At 67.8% G+C, this 20353-nt stretch carries 22 protein-coding genes; 16 read left to right on the forward strand and 6 right to left on the reverse strand.

Annotation, left to right across the window (positions count from 1 at the left end; all coding sequences use genetic code 11):
• Positions 1–83: 83 nt before the first annotated feature.
• Positions 84–506 carry a hypothetical protein gene (locus IDM40_RS00540; protein ID WP_193119855.1) on the reverse strand — a complete coding sequence of 141 codons (423 nt, stop codon included), beginning with the start codon at positions 504–506 and terminating at the stop codon, positions 84–86.
• 272 nt (positions 507–778) lie between these two features.
• On the opposite strand from IDM40_RS00540, the gene IDM40_RS00545 reads away from it, so the two are divergent.
• The 3 genes from IDM40_RS00545 to IDM40_RS00555 all read left to right on the forward strand — a co-directional run bounded on the left by IDM40_RS00545 (position 779) and on the right by IDM40_RS00555 (position 2730).
• A complete protein-coding gene (locus IDM40_RS00545) occupies positions 779–1591 on the forward strand; it encodes a helix-turn-helix domain-containing protein (RefSeq protein WP_193119856.1) in 813 nt (270 codons plus the stop codon).
• Entirely contained in the window at positions 1584–1775 is a 192-nt protein-coding gene (locus tag IDM40_RS00550; protein WP_193119857.1) for a DUF397 domain-containing protein, read from the forward strand. The genes IDM40_RS00545 and IDM40_RS00550 overlap by 8 nt, the downstream gene beginning before the upstream one ends.
• Positions 1776–1851: 76 nt before the next feature.
• A complete protein-coding gene (locus tag IDM40_RS00555) occupies positions 1852–2730 on the forward strand; it encodes a phosphotransferase enzyme family protein (protein ID WP_193119858.1) in 879 nt (292 codons plus the stop codon).
• Here the strand turns inward: IDM40_RS00555 and IDM40_RS00560 are convergent, their stop codons facing one another.
• The 3 genes from IDM40_RS00560 to IDM40_RS00570 all read right to left on the reverse strand — a co-directional run bounded on the left by IDM40_RS00560 (position 2731) and on the right by IDM40_RS00570 (position 6033).
• On the reverse strand, positions 2731–4044 hold the full coding sequence (locus tag IDM40_RS00560; RefSeq protein WP_193119859.1) for a helix-turn-helix domain-containing protein: 1314 nt from the start codon (positions 4042–4044) through the stop codon (positions 2731–2733).
• A 119-nt stretch (positions 4045–4163) separates the two neighbouring features.
• A complete protein-coding gene (locus IDM40_RS00565) occupies positions 4164–4913 on the reverse strand; it encodes a 5-formyltetrahydrofolate cyclo-ligase (protein WP_193119860.1) in 750 nt (249 codons plus the stop codon).
• A 4-nt stretch (positions 4914–4917) separates the two neighbouring features.
• The gene (locus tag IDM40_RS00570) at positions 4918–6033 is read right to left on the reverse strand and encodes a helix-turn-helix domain-containing protein (protein WP_193119861.1); all 1116 of its coding nucleotides are present in this window, start codon (positions 6031–6033) and stop codon (positions 4918–4920) included.
• Between the two features lie 261 nt (positions 6034–6294).
• Here IDM40_RS00570 and IDM40_RS00575 point away from each other — a divergent pair, with 261 nt between their 5' ends.
• The 13 genes from IDM40_RS00575 to IDM40_RS00635 all read left to right on the forward strand — a co-directional run bounded on the left by IDM40_RS00575 (position 6295) and on the right by IDM40_RS00635 (position 18983).
• Positions 6295–6732: a roadblock/LC7 domain-containing protein gene (locus tag IDM40_RS00575; RefSeq protein WP_193119862.1), complete on the forward strand. Its 438-nt coding sequence runs from the start codon at positions 6295–6297 to the stop codon at positions 6730–6732.
• Between the two features lie 218 nt (positions 6733–6950).
• Positions 6951–7580, forward strand: a complete 630-nt coding sequence (locus IDM40_RS00580) for a hypothetical protein (RefSeq protein WP_193119863.1) — start codon at positions 6951–6953, stop codon at positions 7578–7580.
• Positions 7577–8905, forward strand: coding sequence for a styrene monooxygenase/indole monooxygenase family protein (locus tag IDM40_RS00585; protein ID WP_193119864.1), 1329 nt, complete (start codon positions 7577–7579; stop codon positions 8903–8905). The genes IDM40_RS00580 and IDM40_RS00585 overlap by 4 nt, the downstream gene beginning before the upstream one ends.
• Before the next feature lie 58 nt (positions 8906–8963).
• A complete protein-coding gene (locus IDM40_RS00590) occupies positions 8964–9599 on the forward strand; it encodes a class I SAM-dependent methyltransferase (RefSeq protein ID WP_235997174.1) in 636 nt (211 codons plus the stop codon).
• Entirely contained in the window at positions 9596–12496 is a 2901-nt protein-coding gene (locus tag IDM40_RS00595) for a type I polyketide synthase (protein ID WP_193119866.1), read from the forward strand. The genes IDM40_RS00590 and IDM40_RS00595 overlap by 4 nt, the downstream gene beginning before the upstream one ends.
• A 120-nt stretch (positions 12497–12616) precedes the next feature.
• Complete coding sequence (locus IDM40_RS00600; RefSeq protein ID WP_193119867.1) at positions 12617–13531, forward strand: DUF6879 family protein; 915 nt, start codon at positions 12617–12619, stop codon at positions 13529–13531.
• Positions 13531–14223 carry a pyruvate phosphate dikinase gene (locus IDM40_RS00605; RefSeq protein WP_193119868.1) on the forward strand — a complete coding sequence of 231 codons (693 nt, stop codon included), beginning with the start codon at positions 13531–13533 and terminating at the stop codon, positions 14221–14223. Before IDM40_RS00600 ends, IDM40_RS00605 begins: the two co-directional genes overlap by 1 nt.
• Positions 14220–15110: a hypothetical protein gene (locus IDM40_RS00610; RefSeq protein ID WP_193119869.1), complete on the forward strand. Its 891-nt coding sequence runs from the start codon at positions 14220–14222 to the stop codon at positions 15108–15110. The genes IDM40_RS00605 and IDM40_RS00610 overlap by 4 nt, the downstream gene beginning before the upstream one ends.
• Positions 15103–15762 carry an AAA family ATPase gene (locus tag IDM40_RS00615; RefSeq protein ID WP_193119870.1) on the forward strand — a complete coding sequence of 220 codons (660 nt, stop codon included), beginning with the start codon at positions 15103–15105 and terminating at the stop codon, positions 15760–15762. Before IDM40_RS00610 ends, IDM40_RS00615 begins: the two co-directional genes overlap by 8 nt.
• The gene (locus IDM40_RS00620) at positions 15759–16781 is read left to right on the forward strand and encodes a hypothetical protein (RefSeq protein WP_193119871.1); all 1023 of its coding nucleotides are present in this window, start codon (positions 15759–15761) and stop codon (positions 16779–16781) included. Before IDM40_RS00615 ends, IDM40_RS00620 begins: the two co-directional genes overlap by 4 nt.
• A complete protein-coding gene (locus tag IDM40_RS00625) occupies positions 16778–17707 on the forward strand; it encodes a DUF2797 domain-containing protein (RefSeq protein WP_193119872.1) in 930 nt (309 codons plus the stop codon). The genes IDM40_RS00620 and IDM40_RS00625 overlap by 4 nt, the downstream gene beginning before the upstream one ends.
• A 14-nt stretch (positions 17708–17721) precedes the next feature.
• Positions 17722–18393 (forward strand): HIT family protein, encoded by a 672-nt coding sequence (locus IDM40_RS00630; RefSeq protein ID WP_193119873.1) that lies wholly within the window; start codon positions 17722–17724, stop codon positions 18391–18393.
• A gap of 392 nt (positions 18394–18785) precedes the next feature.
• The gene (locus tag IDM40_RS00635; protein ID WP_193119874.1) at positions 18786–18983 is read left to right on the forward strand and encodes a hypothetical protein; all 198 of its coding nucleotides are present in this window, start codon (positions 18786–18788) and stop codon (positions 18981–18983) included.
• Positions 18984–19051: 68 nt separating this feature from the next.
• On the opposite strand, the gene IDM40_RS00640 is transcribed toward IDM40_RS00635, so the two are convergent.
• Complete coding sequence (locus tag IDM40_RS00640) at positions 19052–19765, reverse strand: class-II aminoacyl-tRNA synthetase family protein (protein ID WP_193119875.1); 714 nt, start codon at positions 19763–19765, stop codon at positions 19052–19054.
• Between the two features lie 74 nt (positions 19766–19839).
• The gene (locus tag IDM40_RS00645; protein WP_193119876.1) at positions 19840–20325 is read right to left on the reverse strand and encodes a chorismate--pyruvate lyase family protein; all 486 of its coding nucleotides are present in this window, start codon (positions 20323–20325) and stop codon (positions 19840–19842) included.
• Between the last annotated feature and the right edge of the window lie 28 nt (positions 20326–20353).

Consider the following 20353-nt stretch of genomic DNA (forward strand, 5'->3'; position numbering starts at 1 on the left):
GGATAGGGACAAAACCCACGGTCCGTGTTCCCCTGAGTCCGGAGCGGAGCACGGACCGCTTTGGTCCATGCTAGGCCGCCCCTTCAGCCCTTCCAGTCCAGGACCCTGGTCACTACGTATGCACTCAAGGAAGCGAACGTAGCTCCGCACCTCCGGCGCTCCAGCTCCACCTGCGCGGCCGCCAGGAGAGCGGCCTGGTACCGGGCCAACGACTCGGTACCGGCAGAAAAGCCCGTGCGGACGAGGCGAACGTGCAAGCACTCCCCACCCGCCTGTGCTGAGTGTTCCAGCCCGACGACGAAGGTGTTCGCACGCCGACGCTGGGCGAGAGCCGGCGGGAGCGCGTACGTGTAACGGCAGAGCGACGAAGCTCCTCCCCGGCCGTCGGATCGCGCTTCGAGCGTCACGTGGCCCCAGTCCTCATCGGCCACGGTCACCGTCGCTCTCCTGGAGTGGACCCACCGATCGAAGCTCTCGCGGTCATCAACCGTGCAGATCTCGGCCATGGCCATCACTCCCTTCCCTTCAGCTCAAGGACCGGGCGTTTCGGCGATCGCTGAACGAAGGGCCGCACACGTCGCGACCGAGTGCGCTGCGCTAGGTTGGACACTGTCAACAGCTCCTTCTGTTGGCCGTGCCCCGGGCGGCCCAAACCGCCGCGGGGCTCACGTGTGGCCAGAATGAGCGCGGTTACAGCGCAAGCACAGGGAATGTGGCATTGGGAAGTAGAACGAATAGACCTATGGCTCTCTGAAATAATCTGTGTTTCCCTGAAGGCATGACTGACCGCCTGCCAGAGATGAACGCTCGTTTCGGTCGGGAGCTCAGCCGCCAGCGCAGGGTGAGCGGCTACACCCAGGCTCGATTGGCCAAGCAGGTCGGCGTGAGCCAGGGGCACATCGGCAATATCGAACGGGGCGAGCGCACACCCGATCTGCGGCTAATCTCAGACCTGGACAGGAACCTCTCCGCCAACGGCCGTCTCAGCACGTTCTGGGCCCAACTCAGCGGTGATGGGGAGCCGGTGTGGCTCGGAGATCTCGGCGAGATGGAGCGTCAAGCCGCCTCAATCATGGAGGTCAAGACGGACCTGTTCCCCTCACTTCTCCAGGTCGAGAGCTACGCCTTGGCCGCGGTGAGAACCTTCTCCCCTTGGGTAACGCCGGACGAAGCGGAGTCGAGCGTGCAGGCCCGCATGGCTCGAGCACGTCACTTCGCTGCATCCAGTTCGATGTACCGAGCGGTGCTCGATGCAACGGCTTTGACCCGTCGCCCTGGCAACGACCCTGCTCTGATGACGGAGCAGCTCACTCACGTGGTGCAGATGATCGAAACCGGACGGGTATCACTCCAGGTCGTCACCCAAGGCTGGCATGCCGGACTCGTCGGATCCTTCAAGCTGATAGCTTCCGCATCGGCCTCGGAGGTGGTCTACGTGGAGTCGGCCTATGCGGGTCGTATGGTGGACGACCCACAGGCGGTGCACCGCTTCCGAGTCCTGTTCAGTGACGTGCAGGCCGTAGCGCTCTCCCCACAAGAGTCGCTGCGGGTCCTGCAAGAGGAGTTGGCGAGGGTGAATCACCATGATTGACACGGAGTGGGGCAAGTCCTCATACAGCGGTGGCGCCCATCAGGACTGCGTGGAGTGCCGAAGAGACGGCGGCATCGTCCAGGTACGTGACACTCAGAACCATGCCCCGGAACTCCTGGCCTTCCCCTCCGAGGAGTGGGCAGCTTTCATTACGGGCGTCGCCAGAGACCACGAGCCGGAGTAGTTCGAGCGCCTCCGTTCTCGGGGGTCGTCGGGGACTCCACCTGTTCGTCGAGAAGAACACCACGTAGCGTGCTTGCGTGTCTGACCTGAACGAAGCCCACGCCCTCGAACTCGCCGCAACCTTCGCTTCTTCTCGAGCGCAATCACCTCATCAAGCACGCGTCCTGGGCCCTGTCGGCGAGAACGCCACGGTGCACTTGCCCGAGGAGGGGGTGGTCCTGCGCATCAGCGACGGCTCACAGCAACGCGCTCAACACGAGCTGGACATTTCTCACTGGTTGGCCGCCAATGGTGTCAACGTGGTCCGGGCGCACTCTTCGCGCCCGGAGATCGTGCAAGGCCGCGCCATCACTGTGTGGGGGTACTTGTCCGACCTGGAACCTGGTTCGCCGGCCGCGATCGGAGCGGCTCTGCGTTCCTTGCACCAAGTGCCCGAGCCTGTGGTACCGGCGTTACCGAAGCTGCGTCCGCTCTCCGGAGTGGAGAGCTACCTTTCCCAGTCGGCACTGCACCAAGAGGAGCAGGACTACTTGCTCGGACAGGTGCAGCAGGTGCTTCGGCGGATAGGAGAGGTGAGCCCCGCCCTTCCACCGGGCCCGGTCCATGGCGACGCGCATCGGAAGAACATTCAGCAGTCGAGCGACCGACCCCCGGTGTTGTTGGACCTCGAGCGCGTGAGCGTCGGGCCGCGCGAGTGGGACGTGATCGTGCCGGCGGTCTATTGGCGGGTCGGGTGGTACAGCGACGACGAGTACAAGCAGTTCGTGCAGGCGTACGGGTGGGACATCCGGGAGTGGTCCGGTTTCGAGGTACTCGCGACTGCGCGAGAGCTGCGGATGATCTGCTGGCTCAGCTCTCGTACGGGGCGGGAGCCTCACCTTCTGACCGAAGCACGACGGAGGATCTCCTCCCTGGAGGATCCATCAGCACGCCATGCGTGGTCTCCGGGGGGTTGATCATGCCTGGGCCACAGGTGCCTCGGAGAGGAATTCGTCGAACTCGCGGACATGGCGCGACGAAGCGTAGGGGGCCAGGTCCGACCGGAGCCGGGTGATGTATGCGCGTACACGTGCGGACCGTAGATGCCCAGCATCGGTGATGGCCGCACGAGCCAGCGCGCATGCAGCTTCCGGGTCTGGACAGGCCATACGAAGATGTGCACTCGCACTGACGAGCGCAGCAAAGGTACGGCTTCGGCGGAGAGATTCCGGTGCCAGCTTCACGGAAAGTTGAGCATGATCGATTGCCGTGGCGCCGTAGCCCAGGTCGTGGAAGCAGTGTGCGAACTCGTCGGCAACCTCTGAACCATCGAAGTAGCCCATCCAACTCGGATCCTCGGGGCCGATGTGGTGGAAGGCCTGCTCCATCTCGTGTAGCGCGCGAGTAGCGCCCGAGGCATCACCGAGTGTCGCCCGTCCGCGTGCCTCCATCGCCGCGAGCATGGCACGGACGGCCGGGGTTGCGCTGTCGGCCGTCCCGGCCTGAGCAGTGCGAGCCAGGTCAACGGCGCTGTGAGCCTCGCCGAGGAGATTCGCCTGGTGGCTCAGGAGCGCCAGTGCCTTGGCTCCCATCGCACGATCGCCTGCCGCGTGGGCCAGCGCCATCGACTGCATGAAGTAGTGGCGCGCCAATGCGTGGAGCCCTGCGTCGTAACCCGTGGCTCCCACCTTCGCGGTCAAGCGGGCGCTAGCGGCGTAGAGCCGTCGGCCCGTATCCGGTGCATAGTTACCGCGGAGCAGAGGACCGACTTCGCTGTGTAGGTATTGCACGGCCGCGGTGCGGGCATGCCCGCCACCGAATTCGTGGTCCAAGGCCGTGAACATGTCACAGGTGCGCTCGATTGCGTCCACATGGGCGTGGCTCACTTCCCGCCCGTCCGCTGCGCGCGCTTCGGGAATGGGGCTCGGTCGGTCGATGAGCCAGCGCAAGGAGGCGGTAGTCAGCTGCTCTGATGACAAGGGTGACAGGTTCGTGTGTGACGAGCCGCCGAGGTCGCGTCGCCACAGGATTTGCGCGTGACGAACCGCCTCAACGGGAGTACCGGGAAATTCGTCGTGGTCGATTACTGTCGGAGAACATCTTTGCGGTTCGCGTTGACCGACTCGGGCGCCGAGGCCCGACAGTGCCGCGTCGATGCGACCCTGGTGTTGGTAGCGGGTATGCCCTGAGAGCAGCTTGCTGACGGTGCCTTGCGTCATTCCGGCCATATGCGCGAGCGCGGTCTGGGGCAGGCTCGTGTGCTTGCGCAGCGCCCTGAGGAGCTCGCCCACGTCGCGGTCGACAACGGCCCTCCGCACTTCGGGCATACCCCAGACGTGCTCGGGGACGCAGGCACAATGAACGCGCGTGCCGGTTCGAGGAAGCCCGCAGTGGCCACATAGATCAGTGCTCATGAGGAGGCCCTTGTCCCCTGCTGCTGGGAGCGAAGAGCGGCGAGCGCGGGGATGGCCTGGATCTTCTCCTCAGGCATGGTGGACCAGTGGATACTCGAGGGCCGACGCCGCGGCGGACAAGTGATCGTGCGGGTGGGGGTGATGATCAGGTCCACGGACACGTCATGACCGCTTTCCGGGATGGGTTCGTCCAGGACCTGGAGGTCGTGGACCGTGGTCACGATGAGGGTGTCGTCGGTGACCAGCCCGGCGTGGGCGAGCAGCGCCATCTCGATGTCGGAGTAACCGGCGCCCTTTCCGATGCGCACGCCGTCAGTGCTCGCTGCGACGCTGCCGCACAGGATGACATCGACCGACCGCATCAGCTCAGGGCGGGTGCGGGGTGCGTGCTCGGCCGCGCCGCGCCCGGTGACCGCTTCATCCGGGCTCACTCCGCCCAGGTCCGCGGGGTCGACCAGGTAGAAGGGGTCGTGCCCGGCGATCTTGGGCACGGCCATGTACAGCAGACGGCCCTCGTTGACCGCGGATGTGCGCACTTCGTGCTGGGCCTTGTCGGGGTTGGCCTTGACCACCCCGGCGCCTCGCCACCTCGGGTGTTCCGAGAGGCGGGAGGCTGCTTCGCCGGCTCCGGTGAAGTTCGGGATCTTCCCGGTCACCGGACCCGTCCGCCCGATGCCTGCCTCGTCGAGACGTTCCCACACCCGGCGGCGCAGCGCGTTCTTCTCGTCGATGATGTCGGTGTTCATGGCCTCATCCAGTGAGTAGGTCGATGACGCGGTCCTGGAGGTCGTCGACTGCGGGCTCGCAGCGGTAGGGGCGCAGCTCGCGCATGGCGGCGGCGATAAGAGTAGTGGCCCCTCCGGCGCGCGTGGCGCGAACGGTGTCCATCGCCTGGTGCAGGGCGTTCACGGCACCGTCGAGCTCGCGTTGGCGGGCGTGAGTGAGCGCGAGGTTGGCGCACACCAGTCCCTGCGATTTGGGGCGGTCGGCGAGCAGGGGCACGGCCTCTTCGAGCAGGTGTTGAGCGCGTTGGTACCGGCCGAGGGCGAGGTGGGCTGATCCGGCGATGCGGTCGCGGCGCCCGATCCAGGACTGGGCGTCCAGGTCGGGGTCCTGGTGAGCGAGGTTGTCAGCTTCCGCCAGGTGGCGGTCGGTGTCGTAGGGCGCGTCGAGCCGGGCGTGGGCTTCGGCCACGTGCAGGGCCGCCACGGCGCGGGTGGGAGCATCGCGGGCTGCGGACATGGCATGGCGTGCGGCGACCAGTGCCTGGTGTGGGTCGGGTCGGGGCCCGTAGAGGGGGATGAATGCCTTGCGCAGGAGCGCGTCAGCCTGAACTTCGTGGTCGCCCACGGCCTGGGCGAGTGTGGCGGCCTCGTCGAGGTAGGTGATCGCGCCGGAGCCGTCCCTACGTTGGGAGGCATCCCAGATGAGCTGTCCCATCAGGCGCGCCGAGTGTGCACGCACCCCGATCACGGCCGGGTCCGGCCCATCGGGTTCGAGGAGGCGGCCATGGATCTGCCCGGCGCGGGCCAGCAGCACGGTGGAGGAGTGGCGGGCGTATCCCGAGTCGAGCAAGGCCAGGTCGGAGGCGCATTGCTCCAGGTCGAGGGTCGTGGAGGGGGTGTTCGTCGGGGCTTGCCCGTCGGCGCCGAGTCCGGCCAGGGCCGCGTCGATCCGTTCACGGCCCCGGAGAGGCTGGGACCCGGTGAGCAGCTTGGAGACCTTCGACTGCGACAGGCCGCTCATGCACGCCAAGGCCATCTGCGACAAGGGTGTGTGTTCACGGAGAACACCGAGCAGGCGGCCGACGTCTTGGGAATCCACCGCGGCTCGGGTCTCGGCCAGGGCCCACACGCGCTCAGGCACGCAGGCACAACGCGTCCTCGTGCCGGTCCGGGGCCGGCCGCAGTTGCCGCACCGGGGCCGGACGCTCACCGGAGGCACCCGGAATCAGCGCAGCAACAGCGAGAACGGGTGGGGCGGACAGTGACGTGGGGGGTCATATGGCCACCGTAGCGCGACGTGATCGCCGTACACCATTTCACCCAGGAAATCTATTCCTGCAGGAATGAATGTTATTCCGTCAGGAATAGAAACCGCCCCTACCGGGCGGCCAGGGTTGGAGCTATGAGTTCGCAGACCCCCCATGCGGGCAGAGCCGACGCGCTCCACACACAGGTGCAGGATTTCGCCCACGAGCACGCAGCTGAGGTCGTCGTGGTCTCCTTCGACGGCCGGCTGGTCTCGCTCGGAGGCGCGCTCGACGAGGAGACCGCTGAACGGTTCGCCGGCACGGCCTACGGCATTGCCGTGACCGCGCGATGGGCGGACCACGAGCTGGAGCGGCGGGGCGTCGACACGATCGTCGTGCGTTTCGGTGACGGGTTCTGGGTGGTCTCACCGGTGCACGGTGCGGGCTGGCTCGCCGTGGGCGCGCACAAGAAGCAGAACGCGGGCCAGCTCTCCTACCGGACGGCCCGGCTCGCTGATCGGGTCCACCCTCTTCTGCCCGAGCACGGCGAGCTCCTGGAACTGCCCAGCCCACTCTCGGGAGCCGTGAAGTGACCCGTCCTCACCCATACAGGCCTGCTCGCGACCTCGCACCGGTGTTGAGCGACCACACGCTCGTTCGCGCCACCGGGACCGTTCCGGCACCGACCTGTCCTGTGGCCGCGCACTCACGCGAGGTCTGGCTTGAGATCTCGGTCTCCACTCGGGGTTCACTCACTCTGCTGGAGATCGCCGTTCGCCTGGGCCTGACGCGTGGTGCCGCCAGGGTGGCGGTGAATGCACTACTGCAGGCTGGCGCGGCTCGCATCAGTCGGGGTCTGGGCGCCGGGACCGCCGAGCGCATCCGCGACCAGTTCGCCCCGACCCCCTACGACCCGGCGCTGACCTCGGTCAAGATCCTCGTGCTGGGTCAGCATCGGGAACGGCGCACATTCGTCGAGACCTTGAACCCGGCGAGCCTGGTGACGGTGCGTGAGCAGGTCCTTCCGCACACCCCTGGGCAGGTCGAGCTGTCCATGGCCACGCTCCCGCTGCCTCAGACCGAGCTATGCCTGTTGAGTGTTTCCGTGCCTGAACGTTGGCAGTTGCTCTGGGACGAGGCAGCACGCGAGGCCATCGCAGCCCTGGTCGTCACCACCCCCGGCGCCTGGGGCCAGGAGACTCCGCGCCTGAGGTTCGCCCGGTCCCACTGCCTGCCGGTGCAGGTGGTCGTGGACCACCGGAATGGCCCCGGCCCCGACCTGGACGCCCTGACCGGCCAACTCGGCCTGCCCCAGGAACAGGTCACTTTGTGCGACGTGCACCACCGCGCCGCCGTGTTCGGCGCGGTGCGCGACGTCGTCCACCAGTCCTGCCGCACCCCCGCCCCTTCTTCCCCTGTCGTGCCCGCGGAGATGCCATGACCAAGATCCTCATCGTGGGAGCCAGCCCCGCCGGGCTCCTACTCGCCCACGGCCTGCTCGACCATTCCTACGACGTCACCCTGATCAACGCCGCCAGCAGCCACGACATCCGTTACAGTCACCGTCCGGCGATCACGCACTTCACCCTGCCCACGGCTCTGGCGCACGAGCAGGTGAGCGGCCTTGCCATGTGGGAGCACCTGGCCCCACGCATCAGCGGGGCGCGAGTGCACCTGCACCCGCCGGGCGCATCGGCGATGACGGTGGAATCGGCCTTTGCGACCTACGGGGTATCCGTGGACCGGCGGGTCAAGAGCGCCGACTGGCTGGAGTTCGCCGAGGACCGCGGCGCGAAAGTGGTGATCAGCGGGATCACCATCAGTGACCTCGAGTTCTTCTGGCGCATGTACGACCTGGTCATCTTGGCCACCGGCCACGGGGAACTCAGCGCGCTCTTCGCCCCCGCTTCCAACGCTCCTGTGCCCGCCCGCCGTGCCGTGGCCCAGGCCATCCTGACGGGGGTGGCCGAGACCGAGGCCGCCGACCGGCACGTGGTCGGCCCGCCACCTGGGGCGCCCCCGGGCTACCTGCCTGAGCCGGTGGTCAGCGACCACGCGGAGGTGGCCTCTTCCCCCGAAATCCGGGCGATCCTCTCGCCCGTCCTGGTCGACTCGGGCCCGCAACACGTGCTTCAGCTCATGGGCTCGTCCGGCGGGCCGATGGATGCCTGGCCCGAGCGCCCCGGCCGGGACGACATCTGGCGCCGGATGGCCGAACTGACCCGCCAGCACGCGCCCGCGCTCTTCGAGCGGATCGAAGACGCCGGCCCCGTTCCCGAGCAGCAGGACGTAAGCCTGCACTCCTACGCCCCGCACGTACGCAACCCCGTCGGGCACCTGCCCTCAGGCGGACTCGTGCTGGGGATGGCCGAGGCCGTGATCGCCACCGACGACCCGGTGGCAGCCCAGGCACAGAACATGGCGATCGCCAGCGCCTCCCACTACCTCTCCCGCATCCTCGCCCACACGGGCGCGTTCAGCCCGGCGTGGATGACCGAGACATTCGAGGGCCTGTGGCAAGGCACCCCCTGCCCTGAGTTCCCCTTCGCCGGCATGGGACGAGCCATTACCGGCCTCAGCGAGGTCCTCGACCTCATCTGGGCACCAGAGGCCCCGCCCCACCTGGCCGAGGTCCTGGGCGCGGCTACCCACGACCAGAGGGTGGCCGACCGGTTCGTCGGCGGTCTCGACGATCCCCGCAGCTACGCCTGGCTCCAGGATCCCCACACCGCCAAGGACTACCTCTCCTCCCTCACCCGCCCCTGACCTGCCCCCACCCCCTTGGAGCATGGCCATGTCACAATGCCCCACCACACCCTCGTCGATGGCACGTTGGTGGAACCGGCGCGCGATCCGCGACTGGTACGACCCACTCGTCGTGCACGGCACCTACAAGCTGCTGTGGCGGTGCCACGTCCGCCACGTCACCGGCCTGTACCTCAACGCCATCTGCGACAACGACACCGTGTTGGAGATCGGCCCCGCCAACGGCGCCCACCTGGACCGCGCCGACCGACAGGGGCTGAATCTCCACCTGCTCGACGTCTTCCCCGGATCGCTCCGCGCCGCCTCCGAGCGCTTGGAACGCTACGCCCCCGTCCCCCATCTGGCCGATGCGCTTGAGCCGTTCCCGCTGGCCGAGGACTCGGTGGATGCGGTGGTGATGTCGATGGTGCTGCACTGCCTGCCCGGGCGCAGCATTGCCGACAAGGAGCCAGTGTTCGATCACATCGCCGACGTACTCCGCCCCGGCGGGACGTTCGCGGGCGCCACGGTCCTGGCCGAGGGGATCCCGCACACCCGCCGCAGCCGCATCGGCCTCAACGTTCTGAACAAGATCGGCTTGTTCTCCTGCTACCAGGACTCCCTGACCGACCTGCAGCACGCGCTCGCTCGATTCGACCGGGTGAAAATCTCCCGGGTCGGGTCGGTGGCCCTGTGGCAGGGGGTAGGCCGATGACAAGCCGCCCCTCCCCCAGCTCGGTGGCCCTGACCGGCATCGGGGCCCGCCTACCCGCAGGTGCCGACCGGCAGGACCTGCGTGGTCCGACCGCAGTGTGGGAGGCGCTCCGGAACGGTGTCCCGGCCACGAGCCGCTACCCCGAGGCCCGCTGGAAGAGCATGGTCGGGCGCCTGCACTCCCAGGACCGCGCCGAAGAGCCCTGGCCGGTCGCCCACTTGGATCTGCCCGAACACGGCAGCCTCGATATGGGCGCGTTCGGTCTGCCCGCTGGAGAGGGCGCCCACCTCTCGCCCACCCAGGGCCTCATCCTGCAGGTAGTGGTCGAGGCCGTCGCCGATGCCGGTCTGGCCCCGTCGGCGTTGGCCGGGCCGGAAACCGGGTTGTACGTGGGCACGGCCTCGCCCGACGAAGCGCTCCACACCTTCACCGACCATGCCCAACCGCGGCTGGTGGACATCGCCGCCGGCGGGGCAGGCATGCTCGCCACCCCCGTCAGCCGCGCGTTCGACACTCAGGGGCCGTTGACCTCTTTCGACACGAGCTGTTCCGCCTCGGCGTATGCGCTGGACGCTGCGCGGCGCGACATCCGGTCAGGCCGGGTGGAGGCGGCGATCGTCATCGGCGCCAACACCGCTGCCAACCCCGTCATCACCCGCGCGTTCGTCGAGGGCGGGGTCTTGGCCGGGGACGGTCTGTGCCGCCCGTTCGACGTTGACGCCCACGGGTACGTGCGTGGCGAAGCGGTCGTAGCGGTTGTGCTGCGCCGTTTCGAGAGCGCCCGGGCCGGGGCCGACCGCGTCTACGCCCTCATCGAACACACCGCTGTCGGCGCCGATGGGCGTTCGGCGGGCACGGGCATGCCGCGCTCCAGCGCCCAAGCGGCCCTGCTGGAACGCGCCTACGCTGAGGCACGCGTTCCCCTGAGCTCGGTGGGTTACGTGCTCGCGCACGGCACCGGAACCACCGCCGGCGACCGGGCCGAGACCCAAGCACTGGCCAAGGCCTTCGGCCGCAGCACAGAGCAACCCTTGGCTGTGGGATCGGTCAAAGGGCTGTGGGGACACTCGGAGGCCGCTTCCGGGCTCACGAGCGTCATCGCCGCCGCCTTGAGCCTGCACCACGCGACGGTGCCCCGGACCACGGGGCACACGCGCGCTCCGGGTCGGGTGGAACAGCAAGGGCTGCGCGTTCCCACACGCGCCGGGGCCCTACCCGGTTCCCACGTCGGGGTGTCCTCCTTCGGCTTCAGCGGCGCCCTCGCACACGCGATCCTGCGACGCGCTCCGAAGAGGAAGCGCTTTTCCACGGGTCAGCAGAGCCCTGCTTCCTCCGGTGCTGCCGTGGTAGCGCTGGCCGAGCACACCCCCGAACGGCTGCATGCTCTGGCCGGCATCTGGGCCCGGGCCGTGGAGCGCGACCAGCCCTGCCCGGGCCAGGTGGCCGACCACGCCGCCCGGCGCCGCGACCACCCCACGAGAGCCCGCGCAGCCATCACCGCCACCACCACACCCGAGATCACCAGCGCCCTGCAGGCGCTGGCCGAAAGGCGCCCACACCCGAACCTGTCAGGCCCAGTCGAACCTAGTCATCAGCCCCGGGTGGTGTGGGTCTTCGGCGGCCACGGCACCGCCTTCCCCGAGATGGGCCGCGACCTCTACCTCACCGACGGTCTGTTTGCCCACTTCGTCGACCAGGCCCGCGCCGCGCTGGAGGTGCACGGCCCGGACCTGTGGCACCCGGTCAAACAACCCGCGGTCGGGTTGGCAGCCACCCATCAGGCCACGTGGGTGATGCAGACCGCGATGGCCCGCACGCTCCAGGAGCGGTGGGGCCTGTACCCGGACGCGGTGGTTGGCCACTCGCTCGGCGAAACCGCCGCAGCCCACACCGCAGGCATCCTCTCCCTGACGGAGGCCGCGCGTCTGGTCAGCACCCGATCCCGCCTGCTGCACCAGGTCGCGCACCGGGGCGGCATGGTCGCCGCCCGCGTTCACGCCCACACGGCCCGAGACCTGGCCCGACGCCACCGCGTGGAGGTCGCCTGCCACAACGGGCCCACCCACTACGTGTTCGCCGGCTCCCACGACGACCTGGTCGGACTGGTAGAAGAGCTGGACCACCTCGCCGCAGCACCCAAGCGGCTCCCCGGCGCTCCCCCGGCGCACAGCCGCCTCGTCGCCCCGCTCATGCAGGACCTGACGTATGAACTCCGAGGACGGATCCGCCCCGGAGCCGGCCACATCGACTTCGTCTCGACCGTCGAGGCAGAGCGGCTTCAAGGCTCGGCCCTGACCGCGCAGTACTGGGGCCGGCAGCTACGCCGCCCGGTGCGGCTCGAACAAGCCCTCCTGTCCGCAGCACGCAGTAGTCCGACCCTGGTGGTGGAGGTTTCACCACGCCCGGTCCTCGGCCCGGCCATGACGGACACGCGAGCCCGCCACCACCTCGAGATGAGGGTGACCGCGGCCTCGGACCCGGCCAACGAGGTAGGCGGTCTGGCGGGAGCGGCAGCCAGCGCCTACATCCGCGGCCTGCCCGTGCAGTGGCCCTCCCAGCCGCACCCACCCTTGGACCTGCCGCTCGCGCGGTGGACCGAGGCCCCCGTGGCCGCGAGCTGGTTCGAGCGCCTCCAGACCATGGAGGGCTCGGATCAGGATCAAGCGGTGCTCGACGTGGTGCATGAGCACGTGGCCGACCTGGCCGCCGTCGATGTGGGCCAGCACGACCGGGAGCGTCCTCTGCCGGAGCTGGGGCTCAACTCGCTGCACCTTCTCCAGTTGCGCGCGCGTCTACTCGGTTCCCTGCCCGGCAACCCCCAGGAGCTGCCCGAGCACGAACCGACCATCCGCTCCATCGCCACAGCACTGCTCACCCTGGTGGTGGCACCTCTTTGACCACAGACCGGGCGCCGCTTCCCCTCGTTCCAGCGGCGCCCTGCCGGTCGGCGGATCGCTTGGGGAAGCAGCACGCCGCCGACCGGCCCTTTCTCTCCACCACGACCTCGGACGATGACCATGGCCTCTCACCTCGCAACCCGAGCCACCCTGCTGACCGTGCGCCAACCCAGTGGAATGAGCTTCGACGACGTACTCACCCACACCGGAATCTCCTCCCGGACCCTGACTAGCCTGGTGGAACACGACCGGATCCGCCGCTCCCGGGACCAGCCCGCGTTGTTCTCTACACCGAGCGTGCTGGAACACATGTTCGCAGGCCCTCCGCGCACGGTCTTCGACCTGCTTAACGAGGCAGCACGGAACGGTCAGCACCTGATCGGCAAGGATGCGGCCCGAGCCCACGAACACGCCTGTAGCCGAGCGCACCTGGACGGCATGCCCACACGGATCGTGCGCCGCACCAGCGCTCCCCCTGAGCCGAACACCGCGTGGGGCTGCTGGTACCGGGGCGACCGGGCAGGAGCCGGGGAGCACCTGACGGTCCAGCAAGGCATCTGGGCCCGGCGCGAGAAAACGGCGGCTCTCAGCCCGCCCCGGTGGCGCCGCACCCACGTGCTCTGGATCAGCCCGGCGCCCCTGTCGCCGTGGGGCCGTTACCTGGCCGAAGAGATGGAGAGCCGTGTCAGGGCCGGTCAACGCGTCAAGGCGGTGCCGACCGACACGGTGCGGCCTCTGGAAACCACCTGCTCCCTGCCGGAGGTGGACGTCTACGCCTCGGGCACGATCCTGATCCGCCAATTCACCGGTGTCGGGGCAGATGCCGGCCTCATCTACCTCTACGACCAGCGCTTGGCTCGTGCCCTCATCCGTGTGGTCCGCGCCCTCATGGGCAGCGGCGAACCGCTGCGCACCTTCATACCGCGCGCGCTGCGCGGTACTCCCCACCGGCTGCCCTCGACCCATATGGGCAACGGCATGCCACCCAAGGACCAGTTCGGCCATACCGATCCACGACTCGGGAGGAACCACTGATGGCCACCGACCTGTCATCGCACGTCCTCGATCCCCAACAGTGGGGGATGAAGGCGGCCCGATTGAGCGAAGTGGCGCTCCTCGGCCTGCCGGTGCCCCCAGGGCTGTGCCTGAACCCCACCGACCTCACCTCGTCCCCAGACGAACCCGCCCGAGCACTCAACACGTGGATCGAGCTCTACCGCCCCCAGCGAGTCGTAGTGCGCACCAGCGCGGGCGAAGACCTGCTCCATACAGCACATGCCGGCCGCACCGTCTCGCTTCTCAACTGTCCGGCCGACCCCGCTGCTCTGCTCCAGGCCATCACGCATGAGCTGTTGCCACTCGGCCCCGAAGCCCCTGTCGAGGACGGCAGCATCCTGGTTCAACAGCAGGTGGAAGCCCCGCTGTACGGGGTGGCCTTCTACGGTGCGAGGCATCTGTCAGTCGAGGCCTCCTCCGCCCCTGACGGGATCACCTCCGGCACCAGACCGACTGTGCGTGCTGGAGCGACCGACCGCCACATCACGGCGCGTTGGGAGCAGGACATGCTGCCGAACCTGGCGCTGGTACGCAGGCTCGGATCCCTGTGTTCACAGTTGAGCGAGCACTTCGGCTTCGAGGTGGATGTGGAGTGGGCATGGACCGGGGCGACCGTGGTCGTGCTTCAGGTCCGGCCGGTCACGCGTCCCCTCGCGGGGTGGGCAGCATGAGCGCTCAGGGCAAGAGCGAGGCTGTCGCGACACTCCGGCGCCACGGGCTGCTCCGAGTGCCCGTCCACGTTTTCGACGAAGCGCGCAGAGTCTCCGCCGGGGAACTGGAGCAGCTCTTCGGTGAAGCCACGCGGCTGGTCGCCCGCGGGGCTTCTACCTACGAAGAGCGCAACCTGCCCCGCCTGATCGGAGCCACACCCGGCGAGGTCCATGCATGGGCTCGTCGGCTACCCGCGCACCTGTCCTTGGTGATCCAGCCCTACGAACACGTGTCGTGCTCCGTGGAGCTGGCCGTATACACCGACAGGACGGTCGCCGAGCTCGTTCCCGGAATCTGGGAGTTGGACAACCGGCTCACCCCCCTGGTCCTGCATCTCTACCCCGAGCGCTCCGCAATCGATGCGCCGGAGAGCGGGCTGCAGCCGGCTCGCTTCCACTCCCCCGCCATCGGCCACTACGAGCAGTCGACACGTGTGGACGACTGGCAGCTGGCCACCGTGGCCCAATGGATCCGCGAGCACAGAAGTGCACTCGATGCGCTCTGCCAACAGCACGGTGGGCCGTTCGGTATGAAGCTGCAGTACTCCTCCCGGTACGGCCTCAGCCCGCAGAACCTGCGCAGCACTGTTCCTGCACTCTCGGCGTGGGACGCACCCACCGAGGCACCACCCTTGAACACCATCGTTTCCACCGCGGTCGACATCCCACCCGGGCCGCTCTTGCTGGACGTCTCCGTCGCCCGCGAAGAACACCAACACCTGTCCGAGTTCGTCGAGCGCCTGACTCGGTCCGGCACCCGGGAGGTCTACTTGGCTTCGGGGCTGCTGTCCCACTTGGCCATCAACCTTCGCGAGGCCGGGCTGACGGTGCGAGGTGCCCATGGGTGAGTTCTGGACCCTGGAAGGCATCGACGGCGCGGGCAAGAGCCACCTGCTCACCCAGTTGGCCGACCGGCACCCGAACGCAACCCTCGTGCGCAAGGACGCCCGCCCCCCGAGTAGTTCTCCGTGGGCGGAGGAACGCCTGACGACGATGCACCATCTCACCTGGAGCTACGACCACGCCGAACCCGTGTGGACCTATCCGAGCCGGTACTGGGTACACACCTTGGCCGCTTGGTACGAGCTCTTCCACGTCACGCATGTCGCCCCCGCGGTCACCCAGGGCCGGACGGTGGTCGTCGATGGTTGGCACTTCAAGCACCTGGCCCGTATGACGCTCTCCGGCGACGCGGCCCTGATCTCCTTGGCCGAGCGGGTCTTCTCCGCCCTCCCCCAGCCGGACCGGGTGATCTGGCTCCCCACGTCCACAGCGGTCGCCGCGCAGCGCAGAAGCGGCAACGCGAAACCCTCCGAACACGGGGCCTTCCTAACGAACCAGGCCACCACCAGCCCAGGGTCGTTCGCCGATTACCAGAGCCGCACGGCCCGACTCATGGCCGACCTGCTGCACGAGCACAGAGCCCCCGTGCGCACCCTCGCGGCCGACGACCCCACCGCAGAACTGGTGGACCTGCTCTCCGAGGAGCCCAGACCATGACCATCACCGCGCGCCGAGCCGTCGCACCGTCCGAACACACCATGGGTGAGCGGTTGGCCGACTACGTGCTGCCCAAGATTCCCACCGAACGCCTCACCGCCGCTCACGGCAGGGCGTGGGTCTACCCGAACCGCGGCTTGTCGTTCCTGCAGGGCGGAGAAAAACGCCAGGGCAAACGGTTCAACTGGCGCCGCCCCTACTTCACCCAGGTGGGCGAGGTCCTGCACTGCGTCGCCCCGCCCGGCCACGACTACATCCACCACTACGCCGAACTACTGCGCAGCGCCTGCCTGCTGTCCGGGCTCCCCGAGGAGCGCGTGGACCTCGAGCTGCCGGCCGAAGGCCACGGACGCGCGTTCGTCGACCACTGGCTCCCCGCGGAACTGCCCACCGCCGATCTGGTCGTCCTGGGGTATGTCGAAGCCCTGTGGAAGAACCAGGGTGAGTGGACCCACCGCCCCGGCTTCGGGTGGCGCGCTGTCCGTGTCGGCGGGGCGACGGTGCTCATGCTGGGCTGCGAATTCAGCTTCTGGGGCGACCTGGCCGGCGACCTCGTCTCGGTCCTGGCCCAACGCACACGCACCTCCGGTGTGCTCTACGTCGGCAAACTCGGTGGCCTGCACCCCGACATGGTGCCCAACACGCTCGTGGTCACCGGAACCACGACACGCCTGCGCGACCGACCTCTGGCGTGGAACAGCTTCCTCGACCTCACGTCGGCGCCGCCCAGTGTGCGCCCGGGTGTCCGCCACGCCACTCTCTCCAGCGTCATGGACGAAACCCGCACCTGGCTGGACACCCACCGCCTCGACACCGACGTCGTCGACCCCGAGATCGGACACATGGCCCAGGCCGCCACCGAGGCCGGGATCGGCTTCTCCTACCTGCACATCGTCACCGACAACCTCAACGGCACCCACGCCCACGGCCTCTACGCCGAACGCAGCACACCCGTGGCCACCCGGCGCCAACGGTGCCTGCACGACATCGAAACCGTCCTGAACCGGAGCCTGACATGAACCTCGACGCCCCCGTGACCCTGCTCGGCCTGGACTGGAGCGAGCCCGACGTCCCGCGACTGCGCATCACCGGCCCCGGAGAAGAAGCAGGCAGCCGGCTCGTGCCCCTGCTGGGCGAGCACACCTTCCAGGTCGAGGACGAACGGAAGCACTGCGTCGGGTGGTTCGACCTGACCGGGCCGCAGGCGACCCACCGCGTGTGCGAGCGGGCCCAGACCCTCGAGCGCGGCCGCCAGTGCAGTCGTTGCCAGTACTCCGAGGGTTTCCTCGCCGCGCACCAGGCCCACTCTGACCCGGCTGCCCTGCCCGAGAACATCCGTGAGTACCTGCAGCAGCCGCACTGGCTCTACCTGGACATCTTTGCCGACGGAACCGCCAAGGTCGGTACCGCGGCCGAGTCACGCAGGCGCAGCCGCCTGGCCGAACAGGGCCCGGCCGCGGCCCTCTACGTCGCACGTACCGACGACGGCATCGCCGTGCGAGCACTGGAGACGGCCGTCTCCGAACGTTTCCACCTCACCCAACAGGTGCGTTCCACGCGCAAGGTCCGAGGCCTACAGAACAAGATCGACCCGACCGCCCTCACCGAGGAACTGGGCGCGCTCTCGGCCCAGGTGACCTCCTACCTCGCCGACATCACCGCCGACCGAAGCGCAGCGCAGGTGTTCTCCGATCCCGAAGCCTGGGTTCGCCCCGCGTGCGCGGGCACCGTACTGGAGGCCGCCCCCGTGCTCGCCTACCCGGACCAGCTGACCACGGGCAGCCACCGGATCCACATCCACGGCGCCAGCGGCCCCGTGGCCCTGCTCAGCACCGACCCCACCCCCGGCGCCGCCCGCTACTGCGCCGACCTGAGCACCTTGGTCGGGCGGCGCCTGCACCCCGCATCCGAGACGGCACCGACCGTGTCCCCGACGCTTTTCTGAACGGAGAAAGGCCGATGAGCACCACCTTCGACGACATCTGCACCTTCTGCCACGAGCTCAACGGACAGGCCAGTTCCAACCTCTTCTTCGACCTCGGTCTGGCTCGTTCACGGTCGGACTACATCCTTCACGAGAGCAACCATTTCGTCGTTATGCCCTGTATCGGAGCGTTGACGGACTGGTACCTGCTGATCGTGTCCAAACGCCACACCCTGTCGGTCGGATGGCTCGACGAGGCCGAACGGGCCGACCTGCGCTCCCTCATCAACGAGGTCACCGAGCTCGTGCGCCGGCGTACGGGCCTGCGAAGCCTCGTCTTCGAACACGGCAGCCTGGACTTCCGCAACAAGGGCGGAGCCTGCTACGACCACACGCACGTCCACGTCGTAGCCACCGACCGCGACCACCAAGCCTTCCTCGATCAGATCCCCCCACCCGTTGCAATGCACGAGTGTCCGGACTGGGTAGCCTCAGCACACCAGCTGGTCCAGGAGCACCAGCGTTCCTACCTGGCACTGGGCACACCCCGCCAGGACTGGATCGGCCAAGCTACCGGCGCACCGTCCCAGTTCTTCCGACGGTGCCTGACCACGTGGATAGGCACCGAGAAGAGCGCCTGGGACTGGCTCGTCTTCCCCCAAGCAGAACGGGTCCAACGCATGATCACCGACTTCGCCAGGGCGTGATCCACTCCGGGCAAGCAGGTGGGTACCCCGCTCGTTTCAACACGTGAGGTACCCACCTGCGCGCCGGTGCTGACACGGCCTCGTCACACGAGCGATGAGGGCCTCACTGAGGCACCCTGCTGTACCAGGCCAGCGCGTTGCTATCCCTCGCAGAGGCGATGAGGACACGCGAGGAGGCCACGGTCAGTCCGACCTCCTCGGGTCGTTACCCATCACAGGGGTGATGAGGCCAAGTGCACGGTCATGCCGTACTGGCAGGCGCACGCGCTGCTACCCCCCCGTAGGGGGCGATGAGGCCCCAGCGACGAGCGGTTCTCCACCCCGGAGATGCTGTTGCTACCCCTCGAAGGGGCGATGCGCTTCTAATGTGCAGTTTCGCACTTGGCCGACTCATGAACGTGAACCGGGCCACGGTCTCGTGCTGGACACAGGTCTTGGACCTGTGCTCCGCGCTGACCCTGCACGAGCAGATCACCGACCCCGACGCCGGCAAGGTCAGAGCCCGCCCTGGCCCACTTGCGTGTTTCCACCCGGCCGAAGCACCCAGCGAGGCGGTCGAACAGTTCGTCCAACCCTGCGCGCCACGCTGAAACGTCGTGTGTTGAGACATCATCCACCACGACCACAGACTAGTACACAACGAATTACGAATCTCGTGCTAGCTCCGGCGGGTGTGGGCCAGCAACAGACGGTCGAGGCCGAAGGCGGCACACGCACTGTGCGCGTATTCTCCGTTCGGCCTTCGGATTCCGAAGGCCGAACCAAAATGCACTTCATGGTGGTTGAAGGACGCCACTGCCTGGCTGTACCCCGGGTGAACCTCGGCCAGGAGTTCCCATTTGAGCTTCTTGTCCGTCTGCTCGTTGGTCAGCAGCCGCCCCGGACGACCGAAGAAGGGGTCGGAGGCGACTTGCGACCCAGTGTCGATACCAAACCCGCCAAGGAACTCCTGGGACTCCCACAACAGCGAATCCCTCCAGGAACGACACTCCTCCTCCCCACCGACCATGACAATCTCGTACATGCGGAAACTACGCAGCCGCCCCGGTTCCACTTCGCCCTCGTTGCGAAAGCAGTAACCGTCCACTGTGTGGAAAACGGATTCGTCCACCATGGAGTCGGCGATGCGGGGATAGACGTGGTGACAGGCGGCTGAGGTTAGCATCAGCCCATGTTCGGCCCTGTCCGACGGTGTGGCGACCCCGCCGACCAGGTGGGGGAAGAGTTTTGGATACCCGGTGTGGTCAAGGACCGATTCGGGGATCAGCGGTGGGACGTTCAGGCGGGTGGGACCGAACCGGGAGGCGATCCGTTCCAGACCGGCGACGATCTTCTCTAGGACGTCCAACTGCTCACCGTCATAGACACGCACACCAGACTTCTCATAAGCGGAATGACGCATACTGTTCCTGCCCTTCGTTGGTATGGGTGGTCGGGCTCCATCGCTCAGGGATTCCTGACGGCCGCGTCCAGGTCGAGGAGAACATCGTCGGGAAACGCCTCCACGAGCGTGATCGACGGGACGCGGCCCATCGAGAGGAAAGACGTTCTCGACGTCCACGCACTTCCCTCCCCCTCCAACGGGGTTCCCGTCCGGACGCCAGAGAGCTGGCGGAAAATGCCGACGCGGTGCTTGTTCAGCAGTACGCCCAAAGGTGTACGTGAAGAGAGGAGTTCCTCGCCCACAGCCGCCGGAACCGCGTCGAGACAGATAACGGACCGAGCGCGCACGTACGTACGGGCGCTGTGCTCCCCCGCCAGATCCACGTCACGCACAAGAACCGGTCCCTCCGTCCGCGAGAGAGGCCCCCGAGGCGCGTCCTCCCCCGGCACCACTTGCTGCGCCAGTCGACCGACGACGATCCGCTCTCCGACGAAGTGTTGGAGCAGCAGTGTCAGCGTGCCGTCGTTCAGCAGGACAGCACGCCCCACGGGGCCGAATCTGACAACTTGGGGGTGG

The organism is Nocardiopsis coralli (assembly GCF_014892575.1).
GTDB lineage: Bacteria > Actinomycetota > Actinomycetes > Streptosporangiales > Streptosporangiaceae > Nocardiopsis > Nocardiopsis coralli.